The sequence below is a fragment of the Cryptosporangium aurantiacum genome, from assembly GCF_900143005.1.
In the GTDB taxonomy this organism is placed as follows: Bacteria; Actinomycetota; Actinomycetes; order Mycobacteriales; family Cryptosporangiaceae; genus Cryptosporangium; species Cryptosporangium aurantiacum.
Genome location: NZ_FRCS01000002.1, coordinates 361,831 through 376,750, shown reverse-complemented (window position 1 = coordinate 376,750; position 14,920 = coordinate 361,831). Strand labels below are relative to the sequence as shown.

Here is a 14,920-nt window from a genome sequence, read left to right as displayed (position 1 = left end):
CGCCGCGCTGTCAGCCGTGTCAGCCCGCTGTGCGCGGCTTGACAGGCCGGCCGCCGACAGTGGAGTCGCCCTGATGAACAGGAGACTCCGAAATGTCTTACGCGATCGAGGCAGAGGGCCTCGTCAAGCGGTTCGGGTCGACGACCGCCCTGAACGGCGTCGACCTCGCCGTGCCGACCGGGACGATCCTCGGCGTGCTCGGCCCGAACGGCGCAGGGAAGACCACCGCGGTCCGCGTCCTCGCCACGCTGTTGAAGCCGGACGCCGGACGGGCTCGCGTCGGCGGGTTCGACGTCCTCACCCAGGCGCCGTCGGTCCGGGCGCGAATCGCGGTCACCGGCCAGTACGCCTCGGTGGACGAGGACCTGACCGGCACCGAGAACCTGGTGATGATCGGCCGTCTGCTCGAGCTGTCCCGCCGGGACGCCAAGGCACGCGCCCGCGAACTGCTCGAACGGTTCGGGCTCACCGACGCGGCCGGCCGGTCGGCGAAGACGTACTCCGGCGGCATGCGGCGGCGGCTCGACCTGGCCGCGAGCCTGGTCGGCCACCCGGACGTCATCTACCTCGACGAACCGACCACCGGCCTGGACCCGCGCAGCCGCGGCGAGGTCTGGGACACGGTCCGCGGACTGGTCGCCGACGGCGTCACCGTGCTGCTCACCACCCAGTACCTGGACGAGGCCGACCAGCTGGCCGACCGGATCGCGGTGATCGACCACGGTCACCTGATCGCGACCGGCACCCCGGACGAGCTCAAGGCCCAGGTCGGCGACCAGACGCTGGAAGTGCGTCCGCTCGACACGACCCGCCTGGACGAGGTGGCGGCGATCGTCACCGCGGTCACCCGGGTGGAGCCCACCCGTTATCCCGCTCGTTCGCTGGTCACCGCACCGGTGGCCGAACCCACGATGCTCGCGGACGTCGTCCGCCGCCTTGACGACGCCGGCATCGCCGCCGCGGAACTGGGCCTACGGCGGGCCAGCCTCGACGAGGTCTTCCTGACGCTCACCGGCCACTCGGCCGACGATGAGAGGAGCGCGGCATGACGGCGACGATGGTGGCCGAGACCACCAGCAGGCCGCACCGCGATGAGAACCCGGCTCCGATTCGTTTCGGCCCGGCGCGGACGCTCGGTCACTCGCTGACGCTCACCTGGCGCAGCCTGCTCAAGATCAAGCACTCGCCGGAGCAGCTGCTCGACCTGACGCTGCAGCCGATCATCTTCGTGATCCTGTTCGTCTACCTGTTCGGTGGCGCGATCAGCGGCGACCAGAGCACGTACCTGCAGTTCGTGCTGCCCGGGATCCTGGTGCAGAGCGTCGCGTTCGCGAGCCTCGGCGTCGGGATGAACCTCTCCAACGACCTGGAGACCGGGGTGTTCGACCGGTTCCGGACGATGCCGATCGCCCGGTCGGCGCCGCTGATCGGCGCCGTGGTCGGTGACGTCGTCCGCTACGTCGTCACGGTGACGATCGTGCTCGGCTTCGGGATGATCCTGGGTTTCCGGGTCCAGACCGATCCGCTCTCCGCGCTCGCGGCCTGCGCGCTCGTGCTGCTGTTCGCGTTCGCGCTGTGCTGGGTGACCGCGCTGATCGGACTGCTGCTGCGCAACCCGCGCACGGTCCAGGGCCTGGGCGCGATGCTGATGTTCCCGCTGACGTTCGGCAGCAACCTGTTCGTGCAGACCGAGACGCTGCCCGGCTGGCTCCAGGCCTGGGTGAAGATCAACCCGGTCACGTTCGTGGTCGAGGCGGCCCGTGGTCTGCTGGTCTCCGGCCCGGTGGCCGCGCCCGTCATCAAGACGCTGATCTCGGTCGCGGTCCTGTGCCTGATCTTCATCCCGGTGTCGCTGGCGGCCTACCGTCGGCGCACGTGATCTCCGGCGCCCCCGCCGGTACGCGTCAGGATGTCTGCGTACCGGCGGCGGCCACCACCTTGCGGGCCACCTCGGGGGCTTCCGCTCGGGGCAAACGTTCGCCTGCCGAATACCGGGAGGCGAACGTTTCGCGTCCGAGCGCCTCGGTGGCCAGCGTCCGCGTCCGGACGACGTCCGGGTTGCCCAGGTCGGGTAGCCCACGCACGCGCGCGGCCACCCCGAGCAGCATCGCGGCGCCGGCCGAATCGCCGAGCTGGAGCGCCACCGCGGCGGCCGAATCCAGCGCACCACTGAGGATCGGTGCGTCCCGGGACTCCTCGGCGGCATCCAGGGCTTCCTGCGCGTGCTGGCGGGCCTGCTCCGCGTCGTCCAAGCCGAGCAGCACGTAGCAGTAGTCGGCGAGCAGCAGGGACTTGATCTGCGGCGGCCCGTAGGGACTCGCGCGATACCTGGCCAGCTCCTCGGTCAGCAGCACCGACGCGGACCGGACGTCGCCAGTGAGCCGCAGCACGGTCGCTTGCACCGCACCGAGGAACCCGCGGACGTTGAGGTCAGCCATCCGGTTCAGCGCGTCGGTGCTCTCGTCGAGGTACTTCTTGGCCCGGTCGGTGTCGCCGAGCCGCGCCCACTCCAGCGCCAGCCAGAGCAGGATGCGCGGCAGGTCGTCCAGCCCGTCCAGCTCGATGATCAGCGCGGCGGCCTCCTCCAGCGCGCTGATCGCGCCCGGGTGGTCGCCCTTGAGCGCTCGGATGCTCGCCAGCGAGCTCAGTGTGGCGCCGCGTCCCCAGCGGTCGCCGATCTTGTCGAACGCCTCCCTGGCCGCGATGAACAGCGGTTCGGCGTTCGCGAGGTCGCCGTCGTTCTCCAGCATCGACGCTTCGAGATAGATCGCCAGCGCCCGGATCCACGGATCGGGATGCCTCCGCGCCCGCCCGAGCGACGCTTGGATCCGGTCGTTCTGATCGGCGAAGAACCCGATGATGCTGTCGGCGAGAATCAGGACCGGCGGTGCCTCGGGAGCGGCGACGTACGGCGCGATCTCGACCGCGATGCGCCGGGCCTCGTCCCGCGCCGTGAGGTAGTCGCCGTGGACGCTCGCCGCCATCAGGCCCGCGAAAGCCCGGACGACGGCCGCGCTGACCGGCGGGGCGTCGTCGGCGAGCGGGAGCACGGCATTGCTCCACCGGGACGCCTCCTCGTGCGCGCCCCGGACCGCCAGATACCAGGTCAGCGCCGAGACCATCCGGACCGCGGGCTCCGCGAGCCGCTGGTCGACGGCCCAGCGGAGCGACGCGGTGATGTTCTCGTACTCCAGCCCCAGCCGCGCGGTCCAGATCGCCTGCTCCGGGCCGCGCAGCCGCGGTTCGACCGACTCGACCAGGTCCAGGTAGTACGCCAGCTGCGCGTCGCGGATCCGGGCGGTCTCGCCCGCGTCCTCGAGCCGCTCGGCACCGAACGCGCGGACGGTCTCCAGCATCCGGTAGCGCGGCGGATCAACGTCGGCGACCAGCTCGACCAGCGACTTGTCCACTAGCGACGCGAGCGTCTCCAGGACGTGGGCGGCGGGCAGTTCGTCGTCCGCGCAGACCTGTTCGGCGGCCTCCAGCGTGGCGCCCGCCGGAGACTGCGACAGGCGTCGCCAGAGCACCTGCTCGGGGACGCTGAGCAGCTCCCAGCTCCAGGCGACGACGGCGCGCAGCGTCTGGTGGCGGGGGAGGGCGGTGCGGCTTCCGCCGGTGAGCAGCCGGAACCGGTCGCCGAGCCGGTCGGCCAGCTGCTCCGGTGAGAGCGACCGCAGCCGGGCGGCGGCCAGCTCGAGGGCGAGCGGCATGCCGTCCAGCCGACGGCAGATCTCGACCACCGCGGCGACGTTCCCGGGGTTCAGCGCGAAGCCCGGGCGGACCGCGGCGGCGCGGTCGACGAGCAGTTGGACCGCCGGGTAGCGGGCGGCCTGCGCGGGGGTGAGCGAGCCGGGCGGCGGGGCGTCCAGGCTGGGCACCGGGTGCAGCCGCTCGCCCGGGACGCCGAGCGGCTCCCGGCTGGTGGCGAGGATCCGCAGCTCGGGGCAGTCGAGCAGCAGCGTGTGCGCGAGCTCGGCGACCGGCTCGACGAGGTGCTCGCAGTTGTCGAGCAGCAACAGCGTCGGACCCGCACTCAGCGCGTTGGTGAGGATGCCGTACACGTCGGGCGGGACCGGAGGGTCGATGCCCGGCCGGCTGCGGTCGAGTAGGCCGACCTGCCGCCGCCCGAGGCTGGTGAGCACGGTCTGGGGCAGTTCGCTGCCGTCGCCGACCGGGGCGAGCGCCACCATCCAGACCCCGCCGGGAGAGCGGTCGGCGAGCCGCGCGCCGGTCTCCTCGGCGAGCCGGGTCTTACCCGCTCCGCCCGGCCCGATCAGCGTGACCAGCCGCTCGGCGGTCAGCAGCTCGGTGACCGCGGTGAGCTCGGTGCGGCGGCCGACGAAGCTGTTGAGCTGCGGACGCAGGTTCCCCCGAATGCGTCCGTCCGCGCGGGGTGCGCGCTCCGCGGCGACCGGAGGGCCGGGCGCGAGCGTGGCAGCGCGTGTGGTCGGGGCCCCGAGGACCGTGGCGTGCGCTGCCGCCAGCACCGGCCCCGGGTCGACGCCGAGCTCGTCGGCCAGCCGCCGCCGGATCCGGTCGTACACGGCCAGCGCGTCGGCCTGCCGGGAGGCGCCGCCCAGCGCGAGGACGAGCTGCGCGTGTGGACGCTCGCGCAGCGGGTGCTCCGCGGTGAGCGCTTCCAGCTCGGGAATGACGTCGGTGTGCCTGCCGAGCGCGAGGTCGGCGTGGATGCGGTCCTCGAGCGCACCGAGGCGGCCGTGCTCCAGCCGGGTGACGGCGGCCGGCCGGAACGGCGCGTCGCCGACGTCGGCCAGCGCCGGGCCGCGCCAGAGCGCCAGCGCCTCCCGGAGTGTCGTCGCCGCCCCTGCGGTGTTGCCGCTCTCGAGCGCGCGGCGCCCCGCGGTGGCCAGCTTCTCGAAGTGGAGCGCGTCCACCGCGTCCGCATCGATCGCGAGCCGGTAGCCGGCCGGGACCGACTCGACCGCTCCGTCGGGCAGCGCCCGACGGAGTCGGCTGACCAGCGACTGGAGCGCGTTCACCGCCCCGCCGGGCGGGTCGTCACCCCAGATGGCGTCTACGAGCGCGTCGGCCGTGACCAGGCGGCCGGCGTCCAGGGCGAGGCGCGCCAGCACCGCACGCAGCCGTTGGCCGCCGATGGGCACGGGAGCGCCGTCAGCTCTGATTTCGACCGCGCCCAGCAGCCCGATCTCCACCGTTGGCCCACCTCCGCCGTCTCGACCATCGCCATTCTCCCTCCGGCACCAACGGAGTTACCCGGCGCGGGCGGTCAGGGACGGCGGCGGTCGGTTCGTCTGCGGGGGCGGAGGAGGCCGATCGAGGTGGCCTGGCCGGCCGTGTCGACCGGCGTGGGCTCGGCAGCCGGGCGGCGGCGGCGCGTCGCCCGTGCGGGCTGCGGCGCGGCCGGCTCCTCGTCAGGAGCGGCGGGCACGGCGGCTCCCCGGCGCCGCCGCCGGACGCGCAGTGCCCACGCGCCCAGGATCAGCAGCACCAGTACGACGATGCCGGTGTTGCCGACGACCTCCTCGACGTGGCGGTAGGAGTCGGCGGCGACGTAACCCAGCAGCGGGCATCCGATGCCCCAGAGCAAGCAGCCCACCACGTCGGCGGCGGCGAACGCCGGGTACGGCACCCGGGTGGCCCCGGCTGCGGCCGGGGTCACGGTGCGGAGGAACGGCAAGAACCGGCTGACGACGATCACGAGCCAGCCGTGGCGGCGCAGCGAAACGGCGGCTCGCTCCACCTGTGCGCGCCGTCGGCGTAACAGCCGACCGCCCAGGACCGCCGGGCCGAAACGCCGGCCGAGCAGGTAACCGGTGGTGTCACCGACGATCGCGGCCACCACCACCAGCGGGATGACGATCTCCAGCGAGAGTTGGTGCTGAGCGGCGAGGACACCGGCCACGATCGCGGCGGTCTCGCCGGGAAGCAGCATGCCCAGCAGGACCGCGGTCTCGGCGAAGACGACGCCGAGGATCAATGCGTAGAGGACGGGGGCACGGAGGTCGGTCACGAGCGTGACGACCGAATCCATTCACGCCTCCTTCGCGGCGTCCTGTAGGGCCGGAGCTCACGCCGGACGCCGTTTCCAGCGTCCGACGTGAGTCGCTTGTGGGCAAGTGTGTTTTTCTCAGCCCACCGAAACCGGCTCGCGCTTCTCTTCCGGGCGCGGCGGGGTGACCGGCTCGTCGGCCGGCTCGACCGTGAGGTGCGGCAGGATCCGGTCCAGCCACTTCGGGATCCACCAGTTCGCCGGGCCGAACCAGTGCATCAGCGCCGGCACGAGCAGCGTCCGCAGGATGAACGCGTCGATGAAGACGGCGCTCGCCAACCCGATCCCGAACTCGGCGATGACCCGCTCACCCTCGAAGATGAACGCGCCGAAGACGAAGATCATGATCGCCGCGGCCGCCGTGATCACCCGGCCGGTGCTGGCCTGCCCGATCGTGACCGCCCGCCGGTTGTCACCGGTGTGCACCCACTCCTCGTGCATCCGGCTGACCAGGAACACCTGGTAGTCCATCGAGAGGCCGAACAGGATCGCCAGCATCATCACCGGCAGGAACGCCTCGACCGGCCCGGCCGCGCCGACGCCCAGCGCCTCGGCGCCCCAGCCCCACTGGAACACCGCGACGATCACGCCGAACGATGCCGCCGCGGCGAGCACGTTCATCACGGCCGCGGTGAGCGGCACCAACAGGCTGCGGAACGCCACCAGCAGCAGCAGGAAGCCCAGCCCGATGATCACGCCGAGGAACAGCGGCAGCTTGTTGGTGAGCACGTCGGCGAAGTCGTCGAAGATCGCGGTCATGCCACCCACGTGCACCTGCAGGGTGTTGCCCTGCTCGACGGCGGGCACCACGTCCTCGCGCAGCCGCGTGATCAGCTCGCTGGTCTCCTCGGACTGCGGCGATGTCGTCGGGATGACCTGGACGATCGCCAGCTCCGCGCCGGGCTCGGTCGGAAGCGGCACCACCGCGGCGACGCCGGAGTCGTCCCGGACCCGCTCCACCAGCTCGTTCAGCGCTGCTGTGTCACCGGGCGACTTCAGCTCGGCGACCAGCTGCAGCGGACCGTTGAAGCCCGGGCCGAAACCGTCGGCCAGCAGGTCGTACGCCTTGCGGATGGTGGTGTCGGCCGGGGCGTTGCCCTGGTCGGAGGAGCCGAGCCGGATCGAGAGCGTCGGGATCGAGAGCACCGCGATGAGCGCGATCGCGATCGCGGCGAGCATCCGCGGACGCCGCTCGACGATCGCGGCCCAGCGGGCCCAGAAGCCACGCGTGTGGGCGTCGTGCGGCCCCTCGGCGGCCAGCCGGCGACGTTCCCGGCGGGAGAGCACCCGCATCCCGAAGAAGCCGAGCAGCGCCGGCAGCAGCGTGATCGCGGCGAGAACCGAGAACAGGACCACGATCGAGGCCGCGATCCCGATGCCCGACAGGAAGCTGAGGTTGAGCACCAGCAGGCCGAGCAGGGCGATGCACACGGTGATCCCGGCGAACACCACGGCCCGGCCGGACGTGTTCAGCGACCGGACGGTGGACTCCTCGACCGACAGGCCGGCCTTGAGGCCGTTGCGGTGCCGGGTGACCACGAACAGGGCGTAGTCGATGCCCACGCCGAGTCCGATCAGCGCGCCCACGGTGGGTGCGATCGTCGCCACCGACATCACGTGGCTCAGCAGGATGATCGAGGTCAGACCGCCCGCCAGCGCCAGCACCGCGGTGATCAGCGGAATCGCCATGGCCAGCAGCGATCCGAACGCGATCAGCAGGATCACCGCGGCGGCCATCAGACCGTAGATCTCGGAGCTGCCCGGCGGAGCCTGCGTGGCCACCTGGATCGCGTTGCCGCCGAGCTCGACGTCGAGGTTGTCGGTGCGGGCGTCCTCGGCGAGCCCGATCACGTTCTCGATGTGCTCGAGGTCGATCTCCTCGGCCTGGCCGTCGAACGTGACAGTGGCGTAGGCGATCGTGCCGTCCCGGCTGATCTGGGCCGCGCCCTGCTCGTTGTACGGGCCGGCGACCGACGCGACGGACGGGGCGTCGGCGACCTCGGCGAGCATCGCTTCGACGCGCTGCTGGACCTCGGGGTCCTTCACCGAACCGGAGTCGGTGCGCCAGACGATCGTGTTCTGGTCACCGGCGGCCTCGGGGAACGCCTTCTGGAGCAGATCCAGGGCCTTTGTCGATTCAGTGCCTGGTAACGCGAAGCTATCGTTGTAAGCGCTGCCGGCGACCTGGCTGGTGGCACCGAGGCCAATCAAGCCGACCACCCAGAGGACCACCACGACGATTCGATGGCGATAGCACCACCTGGCCAGTCCGGCCATCGGTCACACCCCCGCGGGTTGAATTAATCGAACGGTCGGTAAATACTTTGGCCATGCTTCGGTCGCCCTGTCAACCGCGCCGTGTGCCGTGTCACGCAGAGTTCACATCCGTGGCTGCCCGGGTATGCCCAACGGTGTCGTCGATGCGTCGCAGCGGTTACGGTCCAGATCGCCGAGCTCTGTCCGCGGGGACGGGAAGTTCGTACTCTTGAGCGTCGGGCGAGTGTTCGCAGAGGGGAGCGTGACGTGGGGCGGACGGCTGGAAGTACGGCCGAGGGCACCCGGCAGCGGATCCTCGATGCTGCGACCGAGCTGTTCGAGCAGCGCGGCTTCGCGGGCACGTCCATTCGCGACCTGGCGGTGCGGGTCGGGATGACGAAGGCGGCGCTCTACTACCACTTCCCGTCGAAGGAAGAGGTACTACAGGCGCTGCTCACGCCGTTTCTCGACGACATCGACCGGGTGATCGCCGCGACCGCGGCCGGGCAATGGACACGGGCCGAGCTGGTCAGGCGGCTGATCACGCAGATGAACGAGCGCGGAGAGTTCCTCAACTCGGTGCTCAGCGACCCGTCGGTGAAACACGCGATGTTCGAGCGGCTGGGGATGGCGAACCGGGTCGCGTCGCTGCTGCGAGTGCTCGCCGGGTCTGACGACCCGGTCGCGCTCCTGCGCGGCCGGTGTGCGATGGGTGCGCTGATGGCTGGCCTACTGCATCACGAACACGACGATTCGGACGTTCGGCCGCGGCACTTGTTGCTCTCGCCGGACGAGCAGAACGTGATCTGCTCGGCGGTGCTGGCTGTGCTGGAGGGCAACACAACCCGCACCGAGCCGCCCGTGGTGGTCTGACTAGTCGACGTCGGTGGTGGCTTCGGGGGCGGTGGCCGGCACCGGGGTCAGGCCCGCGCCCACCTCGTCGAAGGCCTCGGTGATCAAAGTCAGGGCTTCGCGCAGGAGGTCCTCGCCGATGACCAGCGGCGGCAGGAAGCGCAGCACGTTGCCGTAGGTACCGCAGCTCAGCGTCACCAACCCGCGCTGGTGGCACGCCTTGTTCACGGCGGCAGCCAGCTGAGGTGCCGCCGTCGTCGTGCCCGGCTCGACCAGCTCGACCGCGAGCATCGCGCCCCGTCCGCGCACGTCGCCCAGCCACGAGTGCCGCTCCGCCAGCGCGTGCAGTTCGGGCAGCATGATCTCGCCGATCCGACGCGCCCGCCCGGCCAGGTCGCCGGCCTCGATCTCCTCGATCGCGGCCAGTGCAGCCGCACACGCGACCGGGTTGCCGCCGTACGTCCCACCGAGGCCGCCGACGTGGGCGGCGTCCATGATCTCGGCCCGGCCGGTCACCGCGGCCAGCGGCATACCGCCCGCGATGCCCTTCGCGGTCGTCACCAGGTCCGGCACGACCCCCTCGTGCTCGGACGCGAACAGCGAACCGGTGCGGCCGAAGCCGGTCTGGATCTCGTCCGCCACGAACACGATGCCGTGCTCGCGGCAGTAGTCGGCGAGAGCTCCGAGGAACCCGGGTGCGGGCTCGATGAAGCCGCCCTCACCCTGGATCGGCTCGATCACCAGCGCGGCGACGTTCTCGGCGCCGACCTGCTTGTCGAGGATGCTCAGCGCGCGGGCAGCGGCAGCCGGGCCGGACGCGTCCAGGCCCGCGGCCGCGTCCCGGTACGGGTACGACATCGGCAGCCGGTAGACCTCGGGTGCGAACGGGCCGAACGAGTGCTTGTACGGCATGTTCTTCGCGGTCAGCGCCATCGTGAGGTTCGTGCGGCCGTGGTAGCCGTGGTCGAACACGACGACGGCCTGGCGCTTGGTGTACGCACGGGCGATCTTGACCGCGTTCTCCACCGCCTCGGCGCCGGAGTTGAACAGCGCCGACCGCTTCTCGAAGTCCCCGGGCGTGAGCCGGTTCAGCGCCTCGCAGACCGCCACGTACCCCTCGTACGGGGTGACCATGAAGCAGGTGTGGGTGAACGCCGCGGCCTGGGACGCGACCGCGGCGGCAACCGCCGGGTTCGCGTTGCCGACGTTCGTCACCGCGATGCCGGAGCCGAGGTCGATGAGCTGGTTGCCGTCGACGTCCACGATGATGCCGCCGCCGGCAGCCGTGACGAAGACCGGGAGCGTGACGCTGACGCCCTGCGCGACGGCTGCGTTCCGGCGGGCCAGCAGCTCGGTCGAGCGCGGACCGGGGATCGGGGTGACCAGCTTGCGCTCCTGCGGGACGCTGCCGGCGCCTGCCGATTCGACGACGCGGTGGTCGGTCTGAGTCATCGGTCCTCCCGAAGCGCTGTTTCCCTGGTGGTGCGGCGCCGCTGGCTACCGGATCCGCAGTATCGCACGAGCACGACGACGGATCGCGTCCGCTCATCGTCCCGCACCCCAGCGTCCGGGCGCTACCGCACGCGGCGAAAGAACGAACGGTTCTCCCCGCCGCGGCGGGGAGAACCGTTCGGTCGTCAACGCTTGCGCAGGCCCGGCACCACGATCTCGATCAGCTCGATGTCGTCCGCCTTGCCGGTGATCCGCCCGTCGTTGCCCGGGAAGTTGTTGTCGTTCGTGACGAAGACCCGGTCGCCGGTCAGCGGCAGGATCGTCTCCACCGACTGGTACGGGAACGCGTACGTCGAGCCGACCCCGAACTCACCCGGCCGCGCCGGGGACGTGATCTTCCGCGGGTCCGCGATCTTCAGCAGGTCGGCGATCGTCGTCGACTTCACGGCACCGGTGCTGTCGGCCGTGTTCAGGTCGGCGATCTGGATCTTCTTGACCTTCGCCTCGGCGCCCTCGAAGTTGTCGCGCTCCAGCCAGGCGATCCGCCGCCCGTCCAGCACCTGAGCGTCGGCGACGTACTGCCCGACCGCGCCCACGTTGATCGACCACGTCTTACCCGTGTACGTGTTGCGACGGATGTCGAACTCGTACACGACCCGGCGGGTCTTGTCGGTGTCGGCGACCTTCGGGCCCTCGAGGATCGGGTACAGCTTCTTGCCGTCGGTGGAGACCGCAAGGGCCTCGAAGCCGTTGCTCGCGGCGAGCGTCGGCGTCTCACCGGGCTTCAGGTCCGGCGACTGCGGCGACTTGGTGCCGTCCGGCAGCGGGATCGGCGCCTGCAGCACCTTGCCGGTCTTGTCCACCTTGATCAGGTACGGGCCGAACTCGTCGCCGATCCAGAGGTTGCCCTGCGCGTCCCGCTGGAGCGACTCGATGTCGAAGTCCGCGCCGGTCAGGAGCCGGTCGGACGTCTTCTCGTTGACGATCGCGAACGGCACCTTGTGGTCGGGGTCGCGGAAGCTGATGAACCCGTCGATCGAGACGTCACCGAGGCCTGGGGTCTTCGACGCGCCGGTCCGGTAGTGCGGCCGGACGTAGTAGGCGCGCAGCAGGAAGTCCGCGGAGTTCGCCTTGGTGCCGAAGCCGTTGTCGGGCATCGCGAGCAGTCGTCGGCCGGACTTGTCGCCGGGCGAAGCGGTGATGGCGGCCGAGAAGCCGGGGATCGGCTGCCCGTCGAACGGCGGGGTGACACCGTTTACGGTGGTCTTGTCGAGCGCGGTGCCGGAGACCGGGCCGGGCTGGTAGTCGGTCGCCGAGATGCCCGAGCGGCCGAGCAGCGTCACATCGGTGTACTTGGGCGAGTGAGCCGCCGACGGGGCCGCCGCGACCATCACCGCGGCAACCGCGGCACTGACCGGAACGGCGAGACGGAACGGCAGCGGGAGGCTGCGCACCGATGACCTCCAGAGGGTTGCGGGTCGGGCGAGCCTGGTGACCACACCCAGCGCAGATCGAATCGCCTCTGGTGGAACAGTGGATGAAGTGCACCTATCGGCGTGTTGTCGTTTGCGACGCCGCCCAAGCCTAGGAGTTTCCGCATGTCCGCTTCGTCCTCCGACATCGTGCCGTTCTGGCTGGCCGGTGAGGCCGCCACCAGCGACCGGACGTTCGAGGTTCACCATCCGCACGACGGTTCGCTGGTCGCTGTGGTCGCGGAGCCGACTCCCGAGCAGACCGAGCGGGCCGTGGCGGCCGCCCACGCGGTGCGGGCCACCGCGGCCGCGACGCCGGCACACGTCCGGGCAGCGGCGCTGAATTACGTCGCTGACCAGCTGACCGCCCGGTCCGAGGAGGTCGCTCGACTGATCACCGCCGAGAACGGCAAGCCGGTGAAGTGGGCGCGGCTGGAGGTCGCCCGGGGCATCTCGACGTTCCGCTGGGCCGCGGAGGAGGCTCGCCGGTTCAGCGGAGAGCTGCAGCGCCTGGACACCGACCCGTCCGCGACCGGGCGGATCGCGGTGACGCGCCGGTTCCCGCGCGGCGCGGTGCTGGGCATCTCGCCGTTCAACTTCCCGCTGAACCTGGTCGCGCACAAGATCGCGCCGGCGATCGCGGTCGGCGCGCCGATCATCCTCAAGCCCGCGCCGAAGACCCCGCTCGCGGCGCTCCTGCTCGGCGAGATCCTGGCCGGCACCGACCTGCCTGCGGGTTCGGTCAGCGTGCTGCCGGTGCCGAACGAGCGCGCCGGGGACCTGGTCGCCGACCCGCGGCTGCCGGTCGTCTCGTTCACCGGCTCCGGCCCGGTCGGCTGGAGCATCAAGGACGCCGTGCCGCGCAAGCACGTGACGCTGGAACTCGGTGGCAACGCGGCGGTCGTCGTCTGCAGTGACTACCCGGACCTGGACTGGGCGGCTACCCGGATCGCGACGTTCTCCAACTACCAGGGCGGGCAGTCCTGCATCGCGGTGCAGCGGGTGCTGGTCGCCCGCGACCGCTACCACGAGTTCGTCCCGCTGCTGGTGGACACGGTGAAGGCCCAGGTCACCGGCGACCCGTCGGACGACAAGACGGACGTCGGCCCGCTGATCGACGTCGCCGCGGCCGAGCGGGTCGAGTCGTGGGTCGACGAGGCGGTCGGGCAGGGCGCCGAGTTGCTCACCGGCGGCGTGCGGGACAACGCGTCCTACGCGCCGACGGTGCTGGCCGGGGTGCCCGCCGATGCCACCGTCAACCGCGAGGAGGTGTTCGGGCCGGTGCTCACCGTCACGCCGTTCGACACCGTGGACGACGCGTTCGCGCTGGTCAACGACTCACAGTTCGGGCTGCAGGCCGGGGTGTTCACCCGGGACATCCAGACCGCGTTCGCGGCGCAGCGGGTGCTCGAGGTGGGTGGCGTGATCGTCGGCGACGTGCCGAGCTACCGCGCGGACCAGATGCCGTACGGCGGCGTCAAGGCGTCCGGCGTGGGTCGTGAGGGACTGCGGTCGGCGATGACCGACTACACCGAAGAGCGGGTGATGGTACTTACGGGTGTAGATCTGTAAGTCCACATTAAGGACAGAAGGAGCGTCGGGAGGGCGCTGGCAAACTGGGGTGACTCGGTCACGCCGACGCCAGGAGCCCCCCACGTCCGCCCGAATACTCACCACCGCACTCGTCGCCGCTGTTGTCCTCGCGGGCTGCACCGGTGACAACGACGGGAAGAAGCCCGTCGCGTCGCCGACGAAGTTCACGGTCCCCACGGCGGGTCCGGCGACCGGCCTCGGCAAGACCGAGGGCGCCCTGAACCTGGTCGCCCCGGACGGTTACGTCGAGGCCGGTCGCACCGACCAGGCCGCGGACTGGGTGACGCCGTTCACCAAGGCCACCGGCTGCAAGGTCGAGGTGACGCTGACCAGCGGCCCCGACCAGACCGCCTCGCTGATGGCCAGCGGTCGCTACGACGGCGTCGCGGCGACCGGCGATGTGGCGCTCCGGCTGGTGAACCAGGGCACGGTGGCTCCGGTCAACACCGCGCTGGTGCCCGGCTACGCGCAGGTTGCGCCGGGGTTGAAGGACAAACCCTGGTACACGGTGGACGGCGTCCGCTTCGGCGTCCCGGTCGGACGCTCGGCCAACGTCCTGCTCTGGCGCACCGACGTCGTCCGCAAGCCGTTGACGTCGTGGGGGCCGGTCTACCAGGCGAACTCGCCGTACCGCGGGCAGGTCACCGCACCGGAGACGCCGATGACGATCGCCGACGCCGCGCTGTACCTGAAGACCGCGCGGCCGGACCTCGGCATCCGCAGCCCGTACGCGTTGACCGAAGCGCAGCTGGACGCGGTCGTCGAGACGCTGAAGGCGCAGCGCACGCTGGCCGGCGGGTACTGGACGGACTACCGGCAGGCGGTGCCCGCGTTCACGTCCAAGCGCGTGACGGTGGGGCAGACCAGCCTGGCGATCGCGCAGTTGACCAAGGCGAACGGCGCGCCGGTGCAGTCGGCGGTCCCGGCCGAGGGTTCGACCGGCGCGTCCACGACCTGGATGCTCGGCGCGAAGGCGCCGCACCCGAACTGCATGTACAAGTGGATGGACCACGTGCTCAGCCCCACCGTGAACGCGCAGGTCGCGGAGTGGATCGGGGTGGCGCCGTCGACCGGTGCCGCGTGCGCCCGCACGGCCGACAAGTCGTGGTGCCGCACATACCACGCGACCGACGAGCCGTTCTGGGCGAAGATCGCCATGCAGACCGCACCGCTGGTCGACTGCCGGGACGGCCGTGGCACGACCTGCACGAGTTACGCGGCCTGGGTCGAGGCCTGGAAACGGGCGGTCGGCTAGCGCCAGAAA

The 14,920-nt window shown here is 71.2% G+C and carries 10 protein-coding genes; 5 read left to right on the top strand and 5 right to left on the bottom strand.

The annotated features are described in order from the left end of the window. Positions 1-92: 92 nt before the first annotated feature. Together BUB75_RS08520 and BUB75_RS08515 are read left to right on the top strand one after the other, a co-directional pair. Positions 93-1,049, top strand: coding sequence for an ATP-binding cassette domain-containing protein (locus tag BUB75_RS08520; protein WP_073253914.1), 957 nt, complete (start codon positions 93-95; stop codon positions 1,047-1,049). Then, positions 1,046-1,879, top strand: coding sequence for an ABC transporter permease (locus BUB75_RS08515; RefSeq protein ID WP_218617381.1), 834 nt, complete (start codon positions 1,046-1,048; stop codon positions 1,877-1,879). Before BUB75_RS08520 ends, BUB75_RS08515 begins: the two co-directional genes overlap by 4 nt. A 25-nt stretch (positions 1,880-1,904) precedes the next feature. Here the strand turns inward: BUB75_RS08515 and BUB75_RS08510 are convergent, their stop codons facing one another. From BUB75_RS08510 to BUB75_RS08500, 3 genes are all read right to left on the bottom strand, one after another. Next, positions 1,905-5,174: an ATP-binding protein gene (locus tag BUB75_RS08510; RefSeq protein ID WP_073253911.1), complete on the bottom strand. Its 3,270-nt coding sequence runs from the start codon at positions 5,172-5,174 to the stop codon at positions 1,905-1,907. Positions 5,175-5,248: 74 nt separating this feature from the next. Continuing rightward, positions 5,249-6,013, bottom strand: coding sequence for a DedA family protein (locus BUB75_RS08505; protein ID WP_073253907.1), 765 nt, complete (start codon positions 6,011-6,013; stop codon positions 5,249-5,251). A gap of 96 nt (positions 6,014-6,109) precedes the next feature. Then, the gene (locus tag BUB75_RS08500; protein WP_073253904.1) at positions 6,110-8,308 is read right to left on the bottom strand and encodes an MMPL family transporter; all 2,199 of its coding nucleotides are present in this window, start codon (positions 8,306-8,308) and stop codon (positions 6,110-6,112) included. A 246-nt stretch (positions 8,309-8,554) separates the two neighbouring features. On the opposite strand from BUB75_RS08500, the gene BUB75_RS08495 reads away from it, so the two are divergent. After that, positions 8,555-9,160, top strand: coding sequence for a TetR/AcrR family transcriptional regulator (locus BUB75_RS08495; RefSeq protein WP_073253901.1), 606 nt, complete (start codon positions 8,555-8,557; stop codon positions 9,158-9,160). Here BUB75_RS08495 and gabT read toward each other — a convergent pair whose 3' ends face one another. Further along, positions 9,161-10,591 carry a 4-aminobutyrate--2-oxoglutarate transaminase gene (gabT, locus tag BUB75_RS08490; protein ID WP_073253898.1) on the bottom strand — a complete coding sequence of 477 codons (1,431 nt, stop codon included), beginning with the start codon at positions 10,589-10,591 and terminating at the stop codon, positions 9,161-9,163. It lies immediately after the preceding gene. Positions 10,592-10,776: 185 nt separating this feature from the next. Then, the gene (locus BUB75_RS08485; RefSeq protein WP_073253895.1) at positions 10,777-12,045 is read right to left on the bottom strand and encodes an esterase-like activity of phytase family protein; all 1,269 of its coding nucleotides are present in this window, start codon (positions 12,043-12,045) and stop codon (positions 10,777-10,779) included. A gap of 144 nt (positions 12,046-12,189) precedes the next feature. Here BUB75_RS08485 and BUB75_RS08480 point away from each other — a divergent pair, with 144 nt between their 5' ends. Together BUB75_RS08480 and BUB75_RS08475 are read left to right on the top strand one after the other, a co-directional pair. After that, on the top strand, positions 12,190-13,635 hold the full coding sequence (locus BUB75_RS08480) for an aldehyde dehydrogenase family protein (protein WP_073253892.1): 1,446 nt from the start codon (positions 12,190-12,192) through the stop codon (positions 13,633-13,635). Between the two features lie 49 nt (positions 13,636-13,684). After that, positions 13,685-14,911: an extracellular solute-binding protein gene (locus BUB75_RS08475; RefSeq protein ID WP_178379802.1), complete on the top strand. Its 1,227-nt coding sequence runs from the start codon at positions 13,685-13,687 to the stop codon at positions 14,909-14,911. Positions 14,912-14,920: the final 9 nt, after the last annotated feature.